Source organism: Pedobacter sp. G11 (genome assembly GCF_003860265.1).
Taxonomy (GTDB): Bacteria; Bacteroidota; Bacteroidia; order Sphingobacteriales; family Sphingobacteriaceae; genus Pedobacter; species Pedobacter agri.
In genome coordinates this window covers 2,869,976-2,889,305 of the sequence record NZ_CP034190.1, presented here as the reverse complement: position 1 = coordinate 2,889,305, position 19,330 = coordinate 2,869,976, and the positions used below count along the sequence as shown (strand labels likewise).

The 19,330-nt window shown below is 37.5% G+C and carries 19 protein-coding genes; all 19 read right to left on the bottom strand.

Features of this window, described 5'->3' with window-relative positions:
• Nucleotides 1-16: 16 nt before the first annotated feature.
• Nucleotides 17-1,204: a 1-deoxy-D-xylulose-5-phosphate reductoisomerase gene (locus tag EA772_RS12575; RefSeq protein ID WP_246833923.1), complete on the bottom strand. Its 1,188-nt coding sequence runs from the start codon at nt 1,202-1,204 to the stop codon at nt 17-19.
• A gap of 192 nt (nt 1,205-1,396) precedes the next feature.
• On the bottom strand, nt 1,397-2,899 hold the full coding sequence (locus tag EA772_RS12570) for a GH3 auxin-responsive promoter family protein (RefSeq protein ID WP_124913540.1): 1,503 nt from the start codon (nt 2,897-2,899) through the stop codon (nt 1,397-1,399).
• A gap of 46 nt (nt 2,900-2,945) precedes the next feature.
• Nucleotides 2,946-3,734, bottom strand: coding sequence for a hypothetical protein (locus EA772_RS12565; RefSeq protein ID WP_124913539.1), 789 nt, complete (start codon nt 3,732-3,734; stop codon nt 2,946-2,948).
• Between the two features lie 99 nt (nt 3,735-3,833).
• The gene (locus EA772_RS12560) at nt 3,834-4,811 is read right to left on the bottom strand and encodes a glycosyltransferase family 2 protein (RefSeq protein ID WP_010601218.1); all 978 of its coding nucleotides are present in this window, start codon (nt 4,809-4,811) and stop codon (nt 3,834-3,836) included.
• 73 nt (nt 4,812-4,884) lie between these two features.
• On the bottom strand, nt 4,885-5,835 hold the full coding sequence (locus EA772_RS12555) for a glycosyltransferase family 2 protein (protein ID WP_124913538.1): 951 nt from the start codon (nt 5,833-5,835) through the stop codon (nt 4,885-4,887).
• Between the two features lie 132 nt (nt 5,836-5,967).
• Nucleotides 5,968-6,537 carry a DUF4199 domain-containing protein gene (locus EA772_RS12550; RefSeq protein ID WP_116169920.1) on the bottom strand — a complete coding sequence of 190 codons (570 nt, stop codon included), beginning with the start codon at nt 6,535-6,537 and terminating at the stop codon, nt 5,968-5,970.
• 10 nt (nt 6,538-6,547) lie between these two features.
• Nucleotides 6,548-7,216, bottom strand: coding sequence for a hypothetical protein (locus EA772_RS12545; RefSeq protein ID WP_124913537.1), 669 nt, complete (start codon nt 7,214-7,216; stop codon nt 6,548-6,550).
• A 121-nt stretch (nt 7,217-7,337) separates the two neighbouring features.
• The gene (locus EA772_RS12540; protein WP_124913536.1) at nt 7,338-8,594 is read right to left on the bottom strand and encodes a dihydroorotase; all 1,257 of its coding nucleotides are present in this window, start codon (nt 8,592-8,594) and stop codon (nt 7,338-7,340) included.
• Complete coding sequence (locus tag EA772_RS12535) at nt 8,591-10,630, bottom strand: BatA and WFA domain-containing protein (RefSeq protein ID WP_124913535.1); 2,040 nt, start codon at nt 10,628-10,630, stop codon at nt 8,591-8,593. Before EA772_RS12535 ends, EA772_RS12540 begins: the two co-directional genes overlap by 4 nt.
• Nucleotides 10,631-10,690: 60 nt before the next feature.
• Nucleotides 10,691-11,095, bottom strand: a complete 405-nt coding sequence (locus EA772_RS12530) for a hypothetical protein (protein ID WP_124913534.1) — start codon at nt 11,093-11,095, stop codon at nt 10,691-10,693.
• Nucleotides 11,096-11,198: 103 nt separating this feature from the next.
• Nucleotides 11,199-12,203 carry a hypothetical protein gene (locus tag EA772_RS12525; RefSeq protein WP_124913533.1) on the bottom strand — a complete coding sequence of 335 codons (1,005 nt, stop codon included), beginning with the start codon at nt 12,201-12,203 and terminating at the stop codon, nt 11,199-11,201.
• Nucleotides 12,204-12,219: 16 nt separating this feature from the next.
• Nucleotides 12,220-13,728, bottom strand: a complete 1,509-nt coding sequence (locus EA772_RS12520) for a helix-hairpin-helix domain-containing protein (RefSeq protein ID WP_116169914.1) — start codon at nt 13,726-13,728, stop codon at nt 12,220-12,222.
• 9 nt (nt 13,729-13,737) lie between these two features.
• Complete coding sequence (locus EA772_RS12515; protein WP_124913532.1) at nt 13,738-15,153, bottom strand: PP2C family serine/threonine-protein phosphatase; 1,416 nt, start codon at nt 15,151-15,153, stop codon at nt 13,738-13,740.
• 2 nt (nt 15,154-15,155) lie between these two features.
• Nucleotides 15,156-16,208 (bottom strand): TerY-C metal binding domain-containing protein, encoded by a 1,053-nt coding sequence (locus EA772_RS12510; RefSeq protein ID WP_124913531.1) that lies wholly within the window; start codon nt 16,206-16,208, stop codon nt 15,156-15,158.
• A 252-nt stretch (nt 16,209-16,460) separates the two neighbouring features.
• Nucleotides 16,461-16,949, bottom strand: a complete 489-nt coding sequence (locus tag EA772_RS12500; RefSeq protein ID WP_124913530.1) for a hypothetical protein — start codon at nt 16,947-16,949, stop codon at nt 16,461-16,463.
• On the bottom strand, nt 16,950-17,585 hold the full coding sequence (locus EA772_RS12495; RefSeq protein ID WP_010601231.1) for a VWA domain-containing protein: 636 nt from the start codon (nt 17,583-17,585) through the stop codon (nt 16,950-16,952). It abuts the gene before it with no gap.
• 9 nt (nt 17,586-17,594) lie between these two features.
• The gene (locus EA772_RS12490; protein ID WP_124913529.1) at nt 17,595-18,233 is read right to left on the bottom strand and encodes a VWA domain-containing protein; all 639 of its coding nucleotides are present in this window, start codon (nt 18,231-18,233) and stop codon (nt 17,595-17,597) included.
• A gap of 3 nt (nt 18,234-18,236) precedes the next feature.
• On the bottom strand, nt 18,237-18,665 hold the full coding sequence (locus EA772_RS12485; protein ID WP_124913528.1) for a hypothetical protein: 429 nt from the start codon (nt 18,663-18,665) through the stop codon (nt 18,237-18,239).
• The gene (locus tag EA772_RS12480; protein WP_124913527.1) at nt 18,665-19,324 is read right to left on the bottom strand and encodes a TerD family protein; all 660 of its coding nucleotides are present in this window, start codon (nt 19,322-19,324) and stop codon (nt 18,665-18,667) included. Before EA772_RS12480 ends, EA772_RS12485 begins: the two co-directional genes overlap by 1 nt.
• Nucleotides 19,325-19,330 lie beyond the last annotated feature (6 nt).

The window sequence follows — 19,330 nt, the reverse complement described above, 5'->3', positions numbered from 1 at the left end:
ATTTTTATGTTAGATGTTAAACTTTACTTTTTGTTACTAATTCGCCGGCTAAGATACGGCTATGTTTGTCAGTTTCTAAATAATCGGTCAATTGTGGTTTTTCAATGAAACTGATTTCTTCCATGCACTGCTCGATCACGTCGCTCATTTGCAGGAAACCAATCTTATCTTTCAGAAAAGCTTCCACCACTACTTCATTCGCTGCATTTAAAATGCAAGGCATGTTTCCACCTTTCCTCAATGATTGAAAAGCAAGATCCAAATTTTTAAAGGTATCCAGATCTGCTTGTTGAAAGCTGAAAGTTGGATAGTCCAGGAAATTAAAACGTTTGAAATCGTTTTTTAGCCTATCGGGATAATTTAAGGCATATTGAATAGGCAATTTCATATCCGGAACGCCCATTTGTGCTTTCATCGATCCATCGGTAAACTGAACAATGGAATGAATAATTGATTGTGGATGAACAATGACATCAATTTGGTCTACATTGAGATCAAACAGCCACTTTGCTTCAATCACCTCTAAACCTTTATTCATCAGCGAGGCTGAATCAATGGTGATTTTAGCGCCCATCACCCAGTTGGGATGCTTCAAAGCCTGCTCTTTTTTTACAGAAGCAAGAAAACTTTTATCCTTTGATAAAAAAGGCCCGCCAGAAGCCGTAAGGTAAATTTTTTCAATCTCGTTCTGTTCCTCTCCTACCAGACATTGAAATATGGCAGAATGCTCAGAATCTACCGGAAGAATTTTAACCTGATGTTGCCTGGCCAGTTCGGTAATATATTCTCCGGCAACTACCAAAGTTTCTTTATTGGCTAAAGCGATGTTCTTGCCCGCTTTGATGGCGGCAATAGTTGGCTTTAATCCAACTGAGCCCATTAACGCAGTAAGCACAATATCACTTTGCGGATAAGCGGCGACCTCCGTTAATGCGGCTTCTCCAGCCAACACCTGGATATCGAAAGATGACAAAGCATCTTTCACATATCGATATTGAGTTTCATCACAAATTACCACTGTTTCAGGTTTAAATTCCTTTGCCTGTTGAATAAGCAACTCTGAATTTTTTAGCGCAGATAAAACAGAAACCTTAAAAATTGCAGGATTATCCCGAACCACTTCAAGGGCTTGCGTACCAATGCTTCCTGTGGAACCTAATATGGTGATGTTTTTAGGTAATTGTTGTATTGTTGTATTGTTCAATTGTTTTTTTTCATTTGTTAAAGACTATCGCCTATATTAGATTGCTGTCATGTTCAGCAATGATGCATCCCGGCCTATCACAGGCTGATTTTTTAGCGACTGCAGATACTTTGTTTCTCAACATGACATCGACAGTTGAAGTCGCCGCAAATCGCAAATCCTTAATTGATGCGCCTACATTAATTTAAAAATTTACGCAACAATAAAGCGCTCTAGCCCATCTGCCAATTTCCTGTCGTTACTCAACCTCGGCACTTTATTTTGTCCACCCAGTTTTCCTTCACTCTTCATATAATTCACAAAGGCATCTTTCTGCAAGGTACGAATAACTAAAGGCTGCAAGATATTTCCCTCAATCAGGTCAAAGTAGTAAATATTTTTCTTTTGCAAAGCCTGATCTACCTTTTTGCTAAACGCGGCTAGATCTTTTGGTGCTGAATAAAATTCTACAAACCACTCATGATAAGGAAGTTCCCCATCCTGAGGATTGACTTGCGGCGCAACGGTAAACTCCGTAATTTCTACATTTTCTTGATTCGCTACCGATAATAAAGCATGCTCTACTTCCTCACCAATAACGTGTTCGCCGAAAGCCGAAATAAAGTGTTTAATTCGGCCTGTCACTACGATCTTATATGGACTTTTAGAGACAAATTTAATGGTATCGCCAATGCTGTAACCCCATAAACCTGCATTGGTATTTAAAATTAGTGCATAATTCGTATCTAATTCAATCTCGCCAAGCGATAGTCGTGTTGCATTTTCATTGTAATACTCATCTGCTGGAATAAATTCGTAAAAAATACCGGCGTCAGCCAAAAGCAATAGACCTTTATTTTTTTGACTATCTTGATAAGCGATAAATCCTTCTGATGCCGGATAAGTTTCGATAGCGTCGATTCTCTTACCAATGCTTTGTTCAATTTTTGCCCTGTACGGCTCAAAATTTACGCCTCCGTAAATAAAAAGGCTAAAATTTCTAAATATTTCAGAGATCTTCTTCCCGCCGGTCTTTTCAGAAAGTTTATCAAAATACATTTGCACCCATGGTGGAATACCCGATATCAAGGTCATATCCTCATTGATGGTTTCCTCCACAATAGCATCAACTTTCTGCTCCCAATCTTCAATAATATTTGTCTCATAAGACGGCAGCCTGTTTTTCTGCAGATAAGCCGGAACATGATGTGCAACTATACCCGATAAACGGCCAACGTTAATGCCATTTTTTACGCTTAACACCGGGCTGCCTTGCAGAAAGATCATCTTTCCATTTACAAAATCGGCTTTGCCCGTTTCATTGATATAAGTTAAAATAGCATTTCGGGCAGCTTTAATGTGCTCCGGCATAGATTCTTTAGAAAGTGGAATATATTTTACGCCAGAAGTGGTTCCCGAAGTTTTAGCAAAATAAAGTGGTTTGCCTGTCCATAGTACATTGGCTTCACCAGCTACCACGCGGTCTACATAAGGCTTTAATCCTTCATAATCCTGAATCGGAACATGTTTTCTGAAATCATCGTAGTTTTTAATTTCCGAAAACTGATGATCTTTCCCGAATGCAGTTTGTTGAGCAGTACGAACGAGATTAGTAAGTATTCTATGTTGAGCATTAACAGCATTGTTCTTCCATTTATTGATGTTCCAAACCGCGAATGCTGCAAAAGGTTTACTTAACCATGCTTTTAATCCCATATTAAATGATTGAATTTTGGATGATTAAATGATAGAATGCTTTCCGCTAGACGATATTATGAAGAATATCTGGATGCTCATCTCCCTTATACTCGCCTGCAATTTTACGATAAGCTACCGTTAAAGCTACGCTTGATAAGGGCACAATAATAAACGAGCTCAAAATATTTACAATGAAAGCCACAAACGGCCAATGTAAGAGATTGAATAATAAATAGATTAAATACCCGCCTCCAAGCACCAATAGTAACAATAAAATCTTGGTAAAGTTTCCTTTTGTTATCGCAAGGCTTAATTTAATTGATTCAAACGGAGCAGAATTTCTATCGATAATAAAAAACGGAAAAAAAGAAATGCGCAACCAGGTAATAAATATTGCTATAATGCCGACAGAGATAGCCACATTTTTAACAACATCAATATTAATTCCGGTATAAATAAATGGAAAGGCCACGAGAATTACAACCAGGTAAACCCCGAAAACACATGCAACAAAATATAACGTTGCAATAAGGAAACGAATAATTTGTTGTCTTGTTGGTAAGGTATCTACAATTTTCACATCATTGTCCTCATCATCCATCAAATGAAAGATGTATTTAAACAACGAGAGGTTGATGGTGAAGTAGAGAAAAACGAAAATAACGGCCATTACTACACTAAGGATTTTGCTTACATCCTTAATAAAGAAAGCCATTAAACTTGACGCACTGGCAGTGATGAACATTAAAAAGCACAGCGTAGCAATAGAAAAATAATGCTTTCTGGTAATGCCCCATGCCTTTTGGATCACATCGTTGACGGCAAATGTACTTTCTTTTAAATAATTAATCATTTAGTTTTTAATTGGTTAGTAATTGGTTTTAGTTCTTTACACAAGTTTGGATTTATTCCACTCGTTCAAACTCATTGCCAATTTTTTACTGATCCTTTTCTATTTTCCATTGCCTCCATTAAACACTACTCTTTTAAACAGGTCCTGAATAAAGCCTAAACCATAAGCGGTGAGTTGGATGAACGAAGATATAATGCTCAAAAATGCAACTTTTAACGATTTATTTACAGCCCAGGAATGAAAAAATATCAACAAAAAGTAAATCAATACCAGAAAGTTACAAACATAAGCCAATGGCGGGTATATTAAATTGCACAATATCGTGAAGCCAACAAATAAGGTAAAGGCTGCAGGGAAAAAGTGAACCAACTTTAATTCTTTGGGAAAGTGTTTGTAAATGTTAATTCTTGCCCGACCGAAAAAATGTAATTGCTTGTAAAACTGGCTGAAGCTGGTACGGCGTTTATGATAAACCTTTGCTTCCGGAATTAATCCGATTTTAAACCCGGCTTCATGGATTCGGATGCTGTACTCGATATCTTCACCTAACCTTGTCAGGATAAAGCCCCCAACTTTCTCCCAGGCCTGACGGGAAACGCCCATGTTAAAGCTACGTGGATGAAACTGCCCGACATGCTTTTTGTTGCCGCGAATTCCACCTGTAGTAAAAGGAGAAGTCATAGCGTAGCTGATTGCTTTCTGAACCGGCGTAAAACTATCATGTGCTGCATCCGGACCACCATACGCATCCAGATGATGTTCATAAAGATAGTTTTTTACGATTTCCAAATAATCTGGCGGTACGAGAATATCTGAATCGAAAATGATGAAATAGTCGCCATTTGCCCTTTCAAAGGCATAATTTCGGGCGAATCCTTGTCCTGCATTTTCCTTGAAATAATATTTAATATCAAGTTGATCCTGATAAGAATCTACGATCGCTTTTGCATCATTTTTTGAACCATCTTCTATAACCAAAACTTCAAACTGTAGATACGTTTGCTTGGTTAATGTATACAAAAGTTCGTCAATTTCCTGCGGACGATTATAAAGTGGAATAATGATAGAGAAAAACATTTTTAAAAGGTTGAAGGTTGCGGGTATAGAGGTTGAGGGTAATGGCGGCAATTACCTTCCGCCTTCTTAACATCTACCTTAGTTCCTTTTCTATCAGGTATTGATTTCTTTCTGGCGCATTACGTGATAGTAACTCCGCAATAAAGCCTGCGAGGAACATTTGTGATCCGACTACGATGGCTACTAAAGACAAATAGAACAACGGTTGCTGTGTAACATCTCGATAAGCTAAACCTTTCCAGATAAGCACCTGCTTTTCTACAAGCACATATAGCGACATGATGATACCTAAAAAGAAGCTTAACACACCCAGTGAGCCGAAAAAGTGCATTGGGCGTTTACCGAATTTTCCTACGAAAAAGATGGATAGTAAATCTAAGAAACCATTGATAAATCTGCTGAAACCAAACTTGGTTGTGCCGTATTTACGGGCCCTGTGTTCTACAACCTGCTCAGCAATTTTATTAAAACCTGCCCATTTTGCAATTACAGGAATATAACGGTGCATTTCTCCATAAACTTCGATGGTTTTAACCACATCGCTACGGTATGCTTTTAAACCACAGTTGAAATCGTTAAGCTCGATTCCGCTCATTTTGCGGGTGGCTGCGTTGAACAGTTTTGTAGGTACGGTTTTCGTAATCGGATCGTAACGTTTCTTTTTCCAGCCTGAAATCAGGTCTAACTTCTCCTCCTTAATGCGACGATACAGTTCTGGAATCTCATCTGGACTATCCTGTAAATCAGCATCCATGGTAATTACCACATCGCCCTGAGTGGCCTCGAAGCCAACATTTAAGGCTGCAGATTTACCATAATTTCTTCTGAATTTGATACCTTTTATTGCTGGATTTTGTAATCTTAATGACTCAATAACTGCCCAAGATTGATCTGTACTTCCATCATCAACTAAAACAATTTCATAACTGAAATTATTTTCAACCATCACTTTATCAATCCATGCCGTTAACTCGGGCAGCGATTCATCTTCGTTAAATAAGGGTACTACAACTGATATATCCATTTATGAGTATCAAGATTTGAGTATCAAGTATCAAGACTTAAAATCTATCAACAAACTCTTTTAAAATAAAACGTGCAAATTTCATCAAATTAAATGATAAAACCTGCACGTTCGAAATTTTATAAAAACAGATTAACCTTCTTTAGGAAAAGTGTTAAAAGTAGTGGGTTCTTTTTTCTTTAAAATCGCGGCAAGGATTAATGATAAAACCCCATACATGGCCAAAGATACTCCGAAACTGGTAAACGAATTTTTGAATGTGGGAGCAAGTTTTTCTTCCATATTACCAGCTTTTTCTAATGCTTCGTCAATTTGTTCAGATGCCATTCCAAATTTTTCCATCATAGCCCGCTGAGAATCGGCAATTGCAGCAGCCGCTTTTGAAGGCAAATCAGGATCGATTACAGTCATTAGTAATACATTGTACAAAACAGAAACAAGAGCCAAGATTAACGCAATAATTAAATAGGATTTAAAAGCCTCTCCAAATGTCCAAAAACCACCTATCTCTTTTCGAATGGTAATGCCGACAAAAACCAGCAGCACAATAAACACAATTAGAATAATGAACGGCAAGGCAAAGTTAGTATAAAGCATTACCGGATTAATAAAATGAAGTGTAAGGGATATTATCACCGATACAGCTGCAAGTATGAAACCATACTTTAGAGATAGTTTGGAAATTAGAGCACTTTTGTCCATCGTTTTTAATTTAGTTATTGATTGTTGTAATTAATATATAAGTAGCAGAATCGAACGATTTGTTACTGCTAAACTGGATTATTTCTTTTGTCGTGGTTGCACTCCCCTCTACATCAAGGAAAAATACCATAAAAGGAACAAATAATTCCTGCATCTCTTCGCTGATGTTTAAGCTTGGAGCTGTTTTACAAATCTCTTCTACACTACTTTCAGCAAGTTGTTGATTGCTGATCATCTCTTCATAAATTTCAAACTCATCTTGAAATTCATCATCTTCAACCAATAAAAACTCTTTTAAGAAATCGCCTAATTCCGGTTCAATATCTTCATCTTTACACTCCTTGATGTACAAGAGCAGGTTAAGAAGTTCTGTACCTCTATCAATCGTTTCTTCTTCGATGTTTGCCCATTCATCACTTTCGAGATAATCATCTTCCAGTTTTTGAACATCACTACTAAAAAAGTTAACCATCAATAAATCAAAGAATACTTCACGTAGTTCTTCAAATTTGGAATGCGAATCAAAAACGGCATCAAAAGCAGTTGCTTTATCCAAAAAGTTAGCATCATGTTCAAAAGCTGCAATTAACTCTGTTTCAAAACTATCGACATTTATTGCCGAAACTTCGGCGTATTTATTTAGCGAAGTGACAAGCGCTTTTTTTACTCTGTTATCCATATTTTAAAATTTGAAGGAGCAAAAACGAAAGAACAAAGATTAAAGAACATTGGCATAATTACAATTCTCGTATGGTTGTTTATCTTTTCTGCTACTTATTATTGATTTTGTTCTTTGATCTTTAATCTTGAAAAATTTGACTATTATTATAAACTAACGTTACTTTTCCGGTAAGTTCTGTTCCTAACAGCGGACTGTTAGCCGATTTAGATTTATTGCTCGCTGAATTGTACAACCATTTTTCATTCGGATTGTAAACTGTAAAATTTGCTTCAGCATCCGCTGCAATTACCGGAACATTTAAATTTAGCAATTTACGTGGGTTAATCGCCAATTTTTCTGCGATTAAACTAGCATCTAACCCGGCTTTTAACAGCAAAGGAAGCACGGTTTGTAATGCAATGATGCCGTAATGTGCAATTTCAAACTCCACATTCTTAAATTCTATTTCCTCCGGACGATGTTGCGAAGTAATGGCGTCAATCGTTCCGTCTTTTAAACCTGCAATAAGTGCTTTTACATCAGCTTTGCTACGCAACGGTGGTTTCACTTTATAATTACTGTCAAAATCAGCCAGCAACTCTTCCGTAAAAACCAAATGGTGTGCAGTCACATCACAGGAAACCTGAACACCATCTTTTTTCGCCTTACGGATTAGTGCCACCGAGCCTGCTGTAGAAATATTGCTGATGTGGATTTTCGTTTCATTGTACTGCGCTAAAAAAATATCTCGGGCAATATGCATTTCCTCTGCCAGGGCTGGTAAACCTTTCATCCCTAGAAGCACAGAGTTTTTACTTTCGTTAATCTGCGATTTTCCTGCAATGGATTTATTCTCCGGATACACCATAAGCAAAGCATCAAAACCTTTCGCATATTGAAGCGCCCTACTCATAAAGCCATCATCCTGCAAAGACTTATCGCCATCAGAAAACGCTACAGCGCCTGCCTGCTTCATATCAAAAAGTTCAGCAAGTTCTTTGGCTTCCCGATTTTGACTGATAGCGCCAACCGGATAAACATCAACCAGGTTATTTTTTGCTTTATTGATAATGTACTCCACCTGCGATTTCGATTGAACAACCGGACTGGTTTGCGGTAAAAGTGCTAAACCTGTAAAACCTCCGGCTTTTGCCGTTGCTGTTAGAGTCTGAATATCTTCTTTGGTTTCAAAACCAGGATCGCCGGCTACGCAATTTAGATCGAAAAAACCAGGCGATAGAAATGAGCCCTGACCATCGAATACAGTTTCGTCTTTTTCAGCAGATAATTTACCTATGTTTTGAATTTTACCATCAACTACCCTTACATCGCATTGTTGCTTATTGAAATTACTTTGCGGATCGGCAATGGTTACATTTTTAACTAGGAGATTCATATTGTTTTTTTAGGGTTGTTAAAAAATCGGATGAGCAGGATTTCTGCTGCAATAAAAATCAGCGACAAAATTAGACAAAGTTTCCATAAAGTTTGACCGATTTTATTGGCGCCTGCCATTAATTTTACCGCATCTTTATCGGCATCAAATATTTTGAGATTGCGCTTTCCTGCTAGATTATTTAATTCTGTTTTACTCAAGTAATGCATGTCAGACTCTGATCTTCCAGTATTGAAAGCGTAAACAGACATTAGAGAATCGGCTAACTTGAGGTCGTAAAAACCGCCGTTTCTAATCTGATCTGCAACATAAATTAAAGTTTTACCTTCGGCCTGCCTAATTTCGGGAATGGCCTCGAAACTTTTAGCACTCAACTTTAAGGTTTGATTTTTACCCAGGCTAATTTTTTTACTGGCCAAAGCGTTATCAGTTCCAAGTTGGTAATAAAGTGTGCTTTCGTCTCCTGAGTTTAATGCCAAACGGTACATTAACGGCACAAAAACCGGATGTCGTGCTAAATTTCCATCCGCTGTATTTAAACCTGTAGCAGACAAGTAAACTGAGCCATTTCCCACACCATATTTAGCAAAAAAAAGTTTTCTTCCGGGCAGCGTGAGAATATTTTCTTTGTTGGCCGAACTATTTTCTATAAAAGAGAAGTAGCGATTGGCTACAGGCAGATCGAGATTTTTAGGGATTTCCTCAAAAACGGTTTTGAAAATGGGGTTCTGCAGATCAATTTGATCAACTTTGGTTTCCGTTTTAGTTAAGCCTTGAATAATCGGCAATGATAAGCCGCTCAAAAAAGCATTATAGACTTGAATGTCGGCATCCAGATCAGGGAAAATGGCAATTGTGCCTCCAGCTTTTAAATAAGTTTTTAACTGCTGTGCCAAACCGCTTGATGGATTTTTCAATCCATTTAGAACAATTAAACCATAATTGCCAAACCCGCTATAGTTAATATTGGATTCTGCATTTTCGGTGAGTTTATAATAAGTATCTGCCGCAAATAAGGCTTTGATGTAATTTCCTGCACTTGCACCGTTAATACTTAGCACTGGCAAGCTTTGATCAACTTTGAAACTGAATGATAAGGTATCATCAAAAGTTACCGGAAAATCTTTAATACTAACCACACCTTTTTGCCAACCCGCACGAAGCCCTGAGAAGTTCAAAGTATCTTTTATCGTTTTCCCGGCTGGAATATTGGCCGAGCTTAAACCTTTTTGTTGATTATTTACGGTCAGTTTTAAAGGAATGTTTTTCGCCTCTTCCTCAGAATAATTTTTTAACTGAACCACCAGTTTCTCACTTGCACCTGGCTGATGACTAGGAGAAAGCATCCAAACACTATCTACAGCCACATTTGGCAACGTAGTAGCATTTAATTTAAGGAAAGCATATTGGATATCGTTTTTCGTTTCAAGTTTATTCCCATTGGAAACATTCTTTTGAAAATCGGAAATGATAAAACTGTATTTATTGGCCGAAGCTGTTAATATGTTTTCCTGCCGATTTAAGATTTGCTGAAGGTTTCTGTTGGCAGAAGAAATTTTAACATCATCTAATGCTTTCAAAAATTCATCTTCATTTAATAATCGCTGGTATTTTCCTTCAAAATCGTTGGTTAATAGCTGAAAACGGTCGTTCATTCCAAAACCCTTCACTAACTCTTTCGCTCGTCTTTTCGCTTCATCAAGCAAACTACCATCTTTATTAATGGCTTCCATACTGTAAGAATTATCAATATAAATACTTACCGCGTTGTTTAATGTTGCGTTTTTTTGATCAGCAATGGGAATATAAGGTTGTGCAAAAGCCAGTACCAGAAAAATGATTGCTAATATTCGGGAAAGTAAAATCAGCAGGTTTTTGATTTTCTCTTTCGATGAATTTTGCTGCTCTACCTCTTTTAAAAGCTGAACATTTGAGAAATAAACCTTTTTAAATTTTCGGAAATTAAATAAATGAATGATAACCGGAATTGCAACCGATAATAGTGCGAAAAGAAAGCCCGGGTAAAGGAAATTCATTAAAAACCAAAGATAGAAAAATTATGGAAAGCGACGAATTCCAATTGTAATAAACTCGTTCTAATAAGCAAAACCGGGAAACTCGATATTTACGATTTTCCAGCTTTCATTATGCAAAGCGAAATACAATTTAAACGGTCCACTCACAATTTTTGATTGTTTTCCGACCACCTCGCGATAACCTGCAACGCCTTCTACAAAGCCCATCCCTTTCCCATCATTCAGCATTTCAAAGTTAACATCGATGATATCAAACCGGCCACCTACATATTCGTCAGACTTGCCGAAAATACCTTTTAGCCTCCCTATGATTACATCTTTACCCAGGAGCTTATTTCCTGGAAGAATGAAAAAATCATTCAGCTCATTGGTAATACTTTTAGATTGTTTAAACCAAGAGTTTATAAATCTGATGGCACTATTTACAATATCAGCTTGATGGTTAAATTCTGGAGTTTCCTGCATGGTGTTCTTTCAAAAAAATAATCGACCAGTTTTTAGCTGATCGATTAAAACTTTCCAAAGTTAATTATTCTTTGGCCTTTCTATAATGTCGTTCTGACAATAATTATTCAGCCACTTTCTCCTCTTCTTTTTCAGGAAACATAATCGATAAAATAACCGACAGGATTAATACACCTCCAATTACAATTAATGAATAAACTGAATCGATATGGAAAAATGGAGCGATAATCATTTTGATACCGATAAACGATAAGATGATGGCCAATCCGTATTTGAGTTTACTGAATAAGTGGATGAAGTTATCTAATAAGAAAAATAAAGCACGTAAGCCTAAAATGGCGAAGATATTCGAGGTATAAAGAATGAATGGATCTTTAGAAATCGCAAATATTGCCGGGATTGAATCGACAGCAAAAAGTAAATCGGTAAATTCTATAACAGCTACCACAACCAGCAACGGCGTGGCTAATTTTACACCATTTTCAATTGTGAAGAACTTGTCGCCGTCGTATTTATCGCTCACCCTAAAAAACTTTCTCACCAATCTCGCTCCCCGGGTATTGTTGTAGTCCTCATCTTCATCATCGTCATCAGCCGACCATGATTTAATTCCTGCGTAAACCAGAAACAAACCGAAAAGCGTCATGATGATGTTGATATCGTACTTAAAACCGGCAACGCCGAATAAGCTTAAAATTTTATTTAGATACGTTAATTCGATAAAGAAGGCACCCGAAAAGATAAAAATAGCCCTTAATACCAATGCACCGATGATACCCCAGAAAAGCACTTTGTGCTTGTTTTCATTGGCTACATCGAAAAATTTAAACACCAAAATAAATACAAATAGATTATCTACAGAAAGTGCTTTTTCGATCCAATAAGCCGACTGAAATTGTGTAAATTTATCAAAACCAAGCACATAATAAACGGCACCACTAAAAATCATCGACAGCGAAATCCATACAATAGACCATGTGATAGCTTCTTTATTAGAAATGGTATGGCTTTTCTTGTTGAACAGACCTAAGTCAATGATCAGCATTATAACAACCACTATTGCAAAGCCTGCAATTAACAGTGGATGATCAAACATGTTATTATTCATTATTAAGAGTTTTGATTTATTGATTTGCAAGCGTTACTAAAATTACTCTTCCGCCATCTTCTTTAGATAACAAAAGTTTTTTTCCATGAGTTAATTCAACCATTGATCCAATCGGGATTTCCTTTTCTTCGGTTTTATCAACCAAAGATGTGAGTTTTTGGTTAACTAACACCCATTTTCCTTCATGAAAAGTAAAATAACCTACCGGTACTTTTTGTTCAGCGGTTAATTTCTCATTTCTTATGACATTCCTATCTACATGCCATTGAAAAAGATATTGATTATTATAAACCATTAGGCGATGATTTTCTGGTTTCCAAACAGATGGCTGAAATTGGTAATACAGATCCAGTATTGGCAAAGTTCCTTTATGACTGGTACCACAAAACGGACATTTTGGGATGGAAGTATTATCAAAAACGTACCACTTCTGCTCACAGTAGATATTGCTACACTGCTGCATCAAATCAGTTGTTTTAAGCAATGCAATTTCCCATTCTTCCGCAGTTGGTCGTTGCATGGGATGATGCAACCCATCAATAAAGGCTTTATCAAACAAAGCTTTTAGATACGGGCCGGTTATGGTATAGGGGATTTTATTTACGTCAGCCCAATAGGTATCCCACTTAGATACCTGATTCAACTTTGGTCGGTTTGATAAATCTGTAGGATGCTCGATGAACAAAGCTTTTTCACCCATACTTAATAAATCATCTTTTTCCGTATCTAAATCATGTACTTTTCCACCTTTTAAAGGATGGCGATGAAGCAGATACATATAAATTAAACAGGCTAAAGCATGTAAGTCGGTTAAACGATTGGGCAATTTCCTTGCGGGATCAGTTTTGTCTAAATGTTTGGTGGCGAGTACTTCTGGCGCAATGAAATCGGCGGTACCAATTACTTCGGCTTGAAAAATGCCTGGGACAACCAAACCATCTAAATCGATCATGCAGGCAGAGCCGGTTGAAGGGTCAATTAATACATTATTGTAAGATAGGTCGGAATGTGAAAGACCCATTTGGTGCATTTTCTTTACTCCTCTGGCCAGGTTAACCCCAATTTGAAAATAATTTAGCCACCTGCCCAGTTCCGTTTGATCTAAACTTAAAGGAAACTGCCGGTTTCTAAATTTAGCGGCGGCAAACCATTTCCCGTTTTTTTCTTCTCCTTTAATTAAATCACTTGATGAATAACCTTTGGAGAAAAAAAATTTCGAGTTATAAATCGGAACAATAATTCCGACTTTATTATTGCTTTCAATAATATCTGTCGGCCAGCGATAAATTTCATCGAGGTAATATTTTCCTGCTTCCTTATTTTCGATTTGATGAAGATATTTGGTTACGATTTTAGTTAACCGTTCTTTTTGATTAAAGTCTTGTTTCTCTTTGAAAATCGCTACAACATACTTTCGATCGGGGCTAAAATAAACATCTTTAGCGGTTCCGCTTTTGGGGTCGCCATTGTCAACATATTGGTAGGAATTACCCGTTAATGAAGATTTTACTGTAATTATAGACATCGTTTCGTGCTAAAAGATTATCGCTAAAGTTCTATCATCGTGATTACCAGGACTCCAAAAATCCATCCATGCTGATAACTGATTGGCAATTTCTCGGTTGGACGAGTCAAAAGAAACCGCAGCTTGATCTTCATTATTCCCTTTTAAATCATCAATAAAGGCTTTCCAGTTTTCTAATTTTTCGAGATTGGCTTCCACAATAAACTTCGCATCGTAAATACCATCAGTCATGAGCATAAGATAAGAGAAATCTTCGATTAATGTGAAGCCGAATCTAGAAGAGAATTTTTCGCTGTTAAAAATCTCAGGCATGGTTATAAATCTGGTACCACCGCCAAATTCGCCTACATCAAGCCAGTTCATGAGTTTAACATTACTCATATCTTTATTCAACAAACCTATCGGACAATCGCCAACACCAAATGTTAACACCGCATAGCCAAAATTGTATCTTTTAAACAGTGCGAAGATCAGTGTACTGTGAAAATCCTTTATTGGGTTTTCGCTTTGAGCTGCAAATTTTTCAATATTATGATGTGCAAACTGAGCTGCTTTCGAGAGATTATTGTAAACAAAATGGCTTAGCTTTTGTGAAGCATCTTCACCAACTTTATCGTGGTAATTGGAAATTATTTCGTCAAACTCATTCAGTTTTTCCTCATGAAGATTTTCAGAAAAATATTCAATTACTGCATCACAGGCAATTTTTGAGCCCTGCCGTGCTAACTTAGCACTACCGGCACCATCTGCTACGCAAACCACGCTCCAGCCATTATCCTCAAAGTGTTTGAAGCCATAATCATCTTCTCTGAATGAGCCCACATTGGCATGGCTTCTTCCACGTTTAGATGAAACAACGATGTGTTTATCTCCTAATGGTTGAAAATCTGATATTTGATCGTCTTTCCAAAAATTTTCTATTTTCCATTCCGCATCTCTGCCATTGGCGCTCGGAATGTTTTTCCAGAGGGATTTTGGATTGGCATTAATCACCAGCGAAAGTGTTTTAACATGTGGCTCAACGTCATCCTCTTCACCCAAAACATTAAATTTCATTTTGATTTTGAAATCACCGCTTTGGCTTGGGTCGCCTTCAATTGTCTTTGATTCAAAGTTGAAGCTTAAGCCATACTGCTTTAGATTATCAAATTCCACAAAAATCAGGTCTTCAAAATCTAAAGTAGCGTGGTACGCTTTACCAACAGTTGCATTTGGAATGACTATCTGTTTTGCTAGAACATCTTCAATTTTATTTTTCAAAAGCCACTTATCCATCATTATCTTTTGCTTTTCTTTTATCAGTTTTACGGTCTCAACGTTAAATTCTTCGTTTGCAAATTGCTCAAAAAGAACTTGCCTGCGGGAAGAAACTTCGATATTTTTGCTTTTAAGCAAATTTTCCAGGTATTGCTTAGTTTCAAACATGCTTAACCTCGCGCTCTTCCAACATCAAAGCCACCTTCTCCATAGCCGTAACTTCCGAAATTACCGCACCACGGACAAGTACTCATGGGTTCATTTCCTATACAATGGATTTTTTGACAAACACATACCGCCAAACCAAACTGGTTGCCACAACAAGGACAGGCTGGCGCACCAATCAGTTCTTCACTATTTACTTTTTGTTGTATGCCGTTTTCATCACAAAATTCGTAGTATGATTGATCAACCTGAAAACCACCAACCAAACGATAAGCCTGCGTTTGCAGATTCAGCCCTTCAAAACCCGATTCGTTCATCACCTTTCGGTATTTCATTAAATATGGTCGTTTGGTATTTTGGCATTTTGCCGCCAATACTACATAGTTGTTGTCGATATATTGCGTATTTGCCGGTGCTTTGGAGATATCGATTTTTGTGATTGTATCTCCGTCTAGCTTAGCCAGTTCGAAGCCCGATTCGTTGTTTTCAACACTAATGCTACTTGTTTTGATGGAATCAGTTACCCATTTGAAGAATTTGTTATAATCTTCTGTTGTGGCATTTTTAAATTGGAGCACATTTTCTGTCAGTTCAGATAGCACCCGTGTGTCCGTGCTATCGCCGAAGGAAATAGCCACCATGTTTGCTGTACGCTGCCAGTTTTGCTTCCATTCTGCAATCGCTGTTTTGGTATCATCAGTTGGAACGCCATCAGTAAATAAAAATACGATTGGCTTCCAATCTCCTTTTTGCTCCATGATTGTTTTAACAATATCTTTACGCATCTGAAACATCAAATGCCCCAACCCTTTACTCAGTGAAGTACCACCACCAATCGGGAATTTTGGCGGATAAAAACTCACCACTTCCTGTAATGGAACAAGGGTTTTAGCTTGTCCGGCAAAAACGATAATTGAAATCCAAACCGTTTCAATGGCATAAGGATCAGTTTTGATGGCTTTTATAATAGTTGCCATGCCCTCTTCAACCTGCTGGATTTGATCTCCAACCATTGATTCAGAAATATCTATTAAAAAGTAAATGGGTAATCTTCTCATATTAAAAATAGTTGTTTAATAGCAATAGCACGATCAGTAATACAATCTGTGTCATATCAACTGCCAAGCCTTGCCCTACTTGAAAAGGTTTTATTAATGTTTTAAGGAAATGAAGAACAGGTTGAAAAATGCTTTGAAACAGGTTGAAAGCACTTTTGTATTGGTTATCTAGTTTATCGTGATGCGGCAATAGTTTCGAATAAATAAATAATCCCACAATCAAAATATTCAATAAAATTTTAAAGGCTAAAATCATTTAGAGATTGTATTACGAATTTCGCTGGCAATCTCTTTATAACGCTCTACCAATCTTTGATTGTAGTTGGAGCAACCATAAATCATTACATTTTGAATATCTGCCAAATAATTTACCGAAAAGTAAGTGGTGACATGATTGCGAAATTCTCTCGTTTCACCATTTTTACCTTTTTTATCGAACACATCCAAAAACTGAATTTTTAAGTTAAGGCAGTTACCTTTCAATCTAGTTGCCTGTAAAGTAAACATGGCATGATTTGCATTTGTCAAATCGAACGCCAAATGATTAACATTAAAATTTGACAACCTGAAAGATTCGTAGCAATTCACCACTGCATCTAAAGTGCCTTCCTGAAAAGGATCTGTCGGATCGAAACTTTGTTGTTCATATGCATGATCATGATTTGTTTCTTCGCCAGAAGCCATTTTAACTATAAAGCCAATAATGGTTATTGCTATACTGATTACGCTGAGTACATCCATTTATATGACCATTGTAATTTCACTTGGTGGCGGTGGCAATGTTACGCTTTCTCCGGTTCCCTGGCTTTTGTTACCTTGCTCGATGGTTTCTGAAACCCACTTAAAGAATTGTTTCAAAGTAGTGCTATCGGCTGTATCCAAATGCACCACATCGGGTGTAAGTTCTTTTAAAAGGGCATCATTAGCCGAGTGACCAGCAGCACAGCCTACGATAGCACCAAAGTTTAACGACTTAATCTTAGGTACCATCTCCCGGTATAATTGTAAATCACTCGGTTTTCCATCCGTAAATAGAAACAATAATGGTTTCCAATCTCCCTTTTGCTGCGCATTTCCTTTGATTACATCGGTTTGAACTTTTTCGTGCAACATGTGTAGCGCTTGCCCTGTATGCGTGGGTCCGCTTTGCGGGCAAGTGATTTCCGGAAGCTGAAAAGATGCCAATTCGGTTAGCGAAACGATTTCATTCACTTCACGATCAAACGTAATCATGGAAATCCACAATGAATCCAATGCCTGTGCATCAGCCCGTAAGGTATTGACCATTCCACTTAATGCATTGTTTAGTGCCTGAATAGGCTCCCCATACATTGATCCGGAAGTATCTATTAAAAAGTAAACAGGTAATCTTCTCATAAAATTAGATTAAACAACAATATTTAATTCAGATGGTGGCGGAGGAAGTTCCTTTAATAAGCTTATTTCCTTCCCTGCATCTTCTACTTTTGTTGAGGTAACGCCAATGGATGCGGTAACCCATTGGAAAAATTTTCCTATGCTGGCCGAATCTGCTGTATCTAAACTTACTACATTTTCAGTAATTTGTTTCAGAACGGTAGTATCTGCGCCAGAACCTGCGGCACAAGCTACAGTAAAGGCTACCTTTTGTTTCTTAAATTCAGCAAGCCCCGGTAACCAGTCATCGGTAGGTACGCCATCGGTCATGATAAAAACCAATGGCTTCCAATCGCCCTTTTGCTCCGTTGTAGTTTTAGCTACCTCATTTTCAATCCTGTTCGAAACTAGTTTTAAAGCCCCTCCCAATGCGGTTACGCCAGTTGCTCTCAAATCTACCATTTGGAATGATGCCAAATCGGTTAGGGGAATAATTTGCTGTGCAGCGCTATCAAATGTGATTACACTTAAAAAAGCGGTTTCAATGGCCTGCGGATTTTGCCTCAGGGAGCTAATCATTACCTGAACACCATTTTTAACAGCTTCTATTGGCTCTCCACTCATGGAGCCTGAAGTATCCAGCAATAGGTAAACGGGTAATCTTCTCATAATTTATTGAGGGATATTGTAGGTGTTAGCAGTTTCATTGTTATTTGGAATATTATAAGTGCTGCCTCCGTTATTTTGTCCGGGGATATTATAACCGGTACCTGTTCCATAAGTCGGATCATTCTGGTTAATGTGCGATAGGATTTCAGCGGTGTAATCTTTACCCCCTTTTAATATGGTAGCAATGTTTCCGATCGTATATACAGGGCCCCAGGGAATTCCCCACCAACCTAAAAATAAATTGGTAAATAAATGGCCTAAACCCGGGGTAATTCTACTTTTTCCCGGATGGATAAAATGGAAATCTGATGCGTTGTTAAATGTCATCACCACAACAGAAATGCAGTATTTGTACATCACAAATTTTCCGCCTTGCGCCACCAAACTTCTGATTTGATCGCCTGATAATCCTTCGATGTTTTTAATATTCATTACAAGTAAGATTTAATAATTAAGTGAATGGTTTGGCCCAAAAAAGTATCTGGTGTCGGATCGCCGATGGCATCGAACTTCCATTCGTCGTTACGTTTATAAAGCTTGCCCAAAATCAATGCTTTTTTACCTGAATAACTTGACTCTGCCGATACGTTGTAGGAAGCGAACACCTCTTTTACCTGAGTAGGTGTACCTTCATACATTCTGATTTTTGAGTATGGGATTTGCGAAAAATCCTCTTGACCAACGTTATTTAGGAAGAAGAAAATTTTCGAAATCTTCGGATCTATTTTCGATAAATCAACTGTTAGAATCTCATTATCTAAGCCATCGTCACCTCCGGAATCGCCTTGTAAATCATCGCCAGTGTGCCTTAACGCACCATCTAAAGAAACAAGCTTTCCTTTTGGCAAACCAAATTGCTGTAAGAAATCGATATTATACAGTGGTGAATAAATATGATCGCATAAATTATTGTTTTCATCGATTAGGATACAGCTCAAATCCAAATCAACACTTTGTTTATTGGTTGATAAACCTAAAAAACCTTTAGTTTCAATTGCGCCCCAGTTAACGCCGACACAGAAACTGGTCAATTTCGCTCCAGTTTCCTTACGCAGATCAATCTTTTGTCCTTTTGTTAAATTAATAGCCATTTGTTT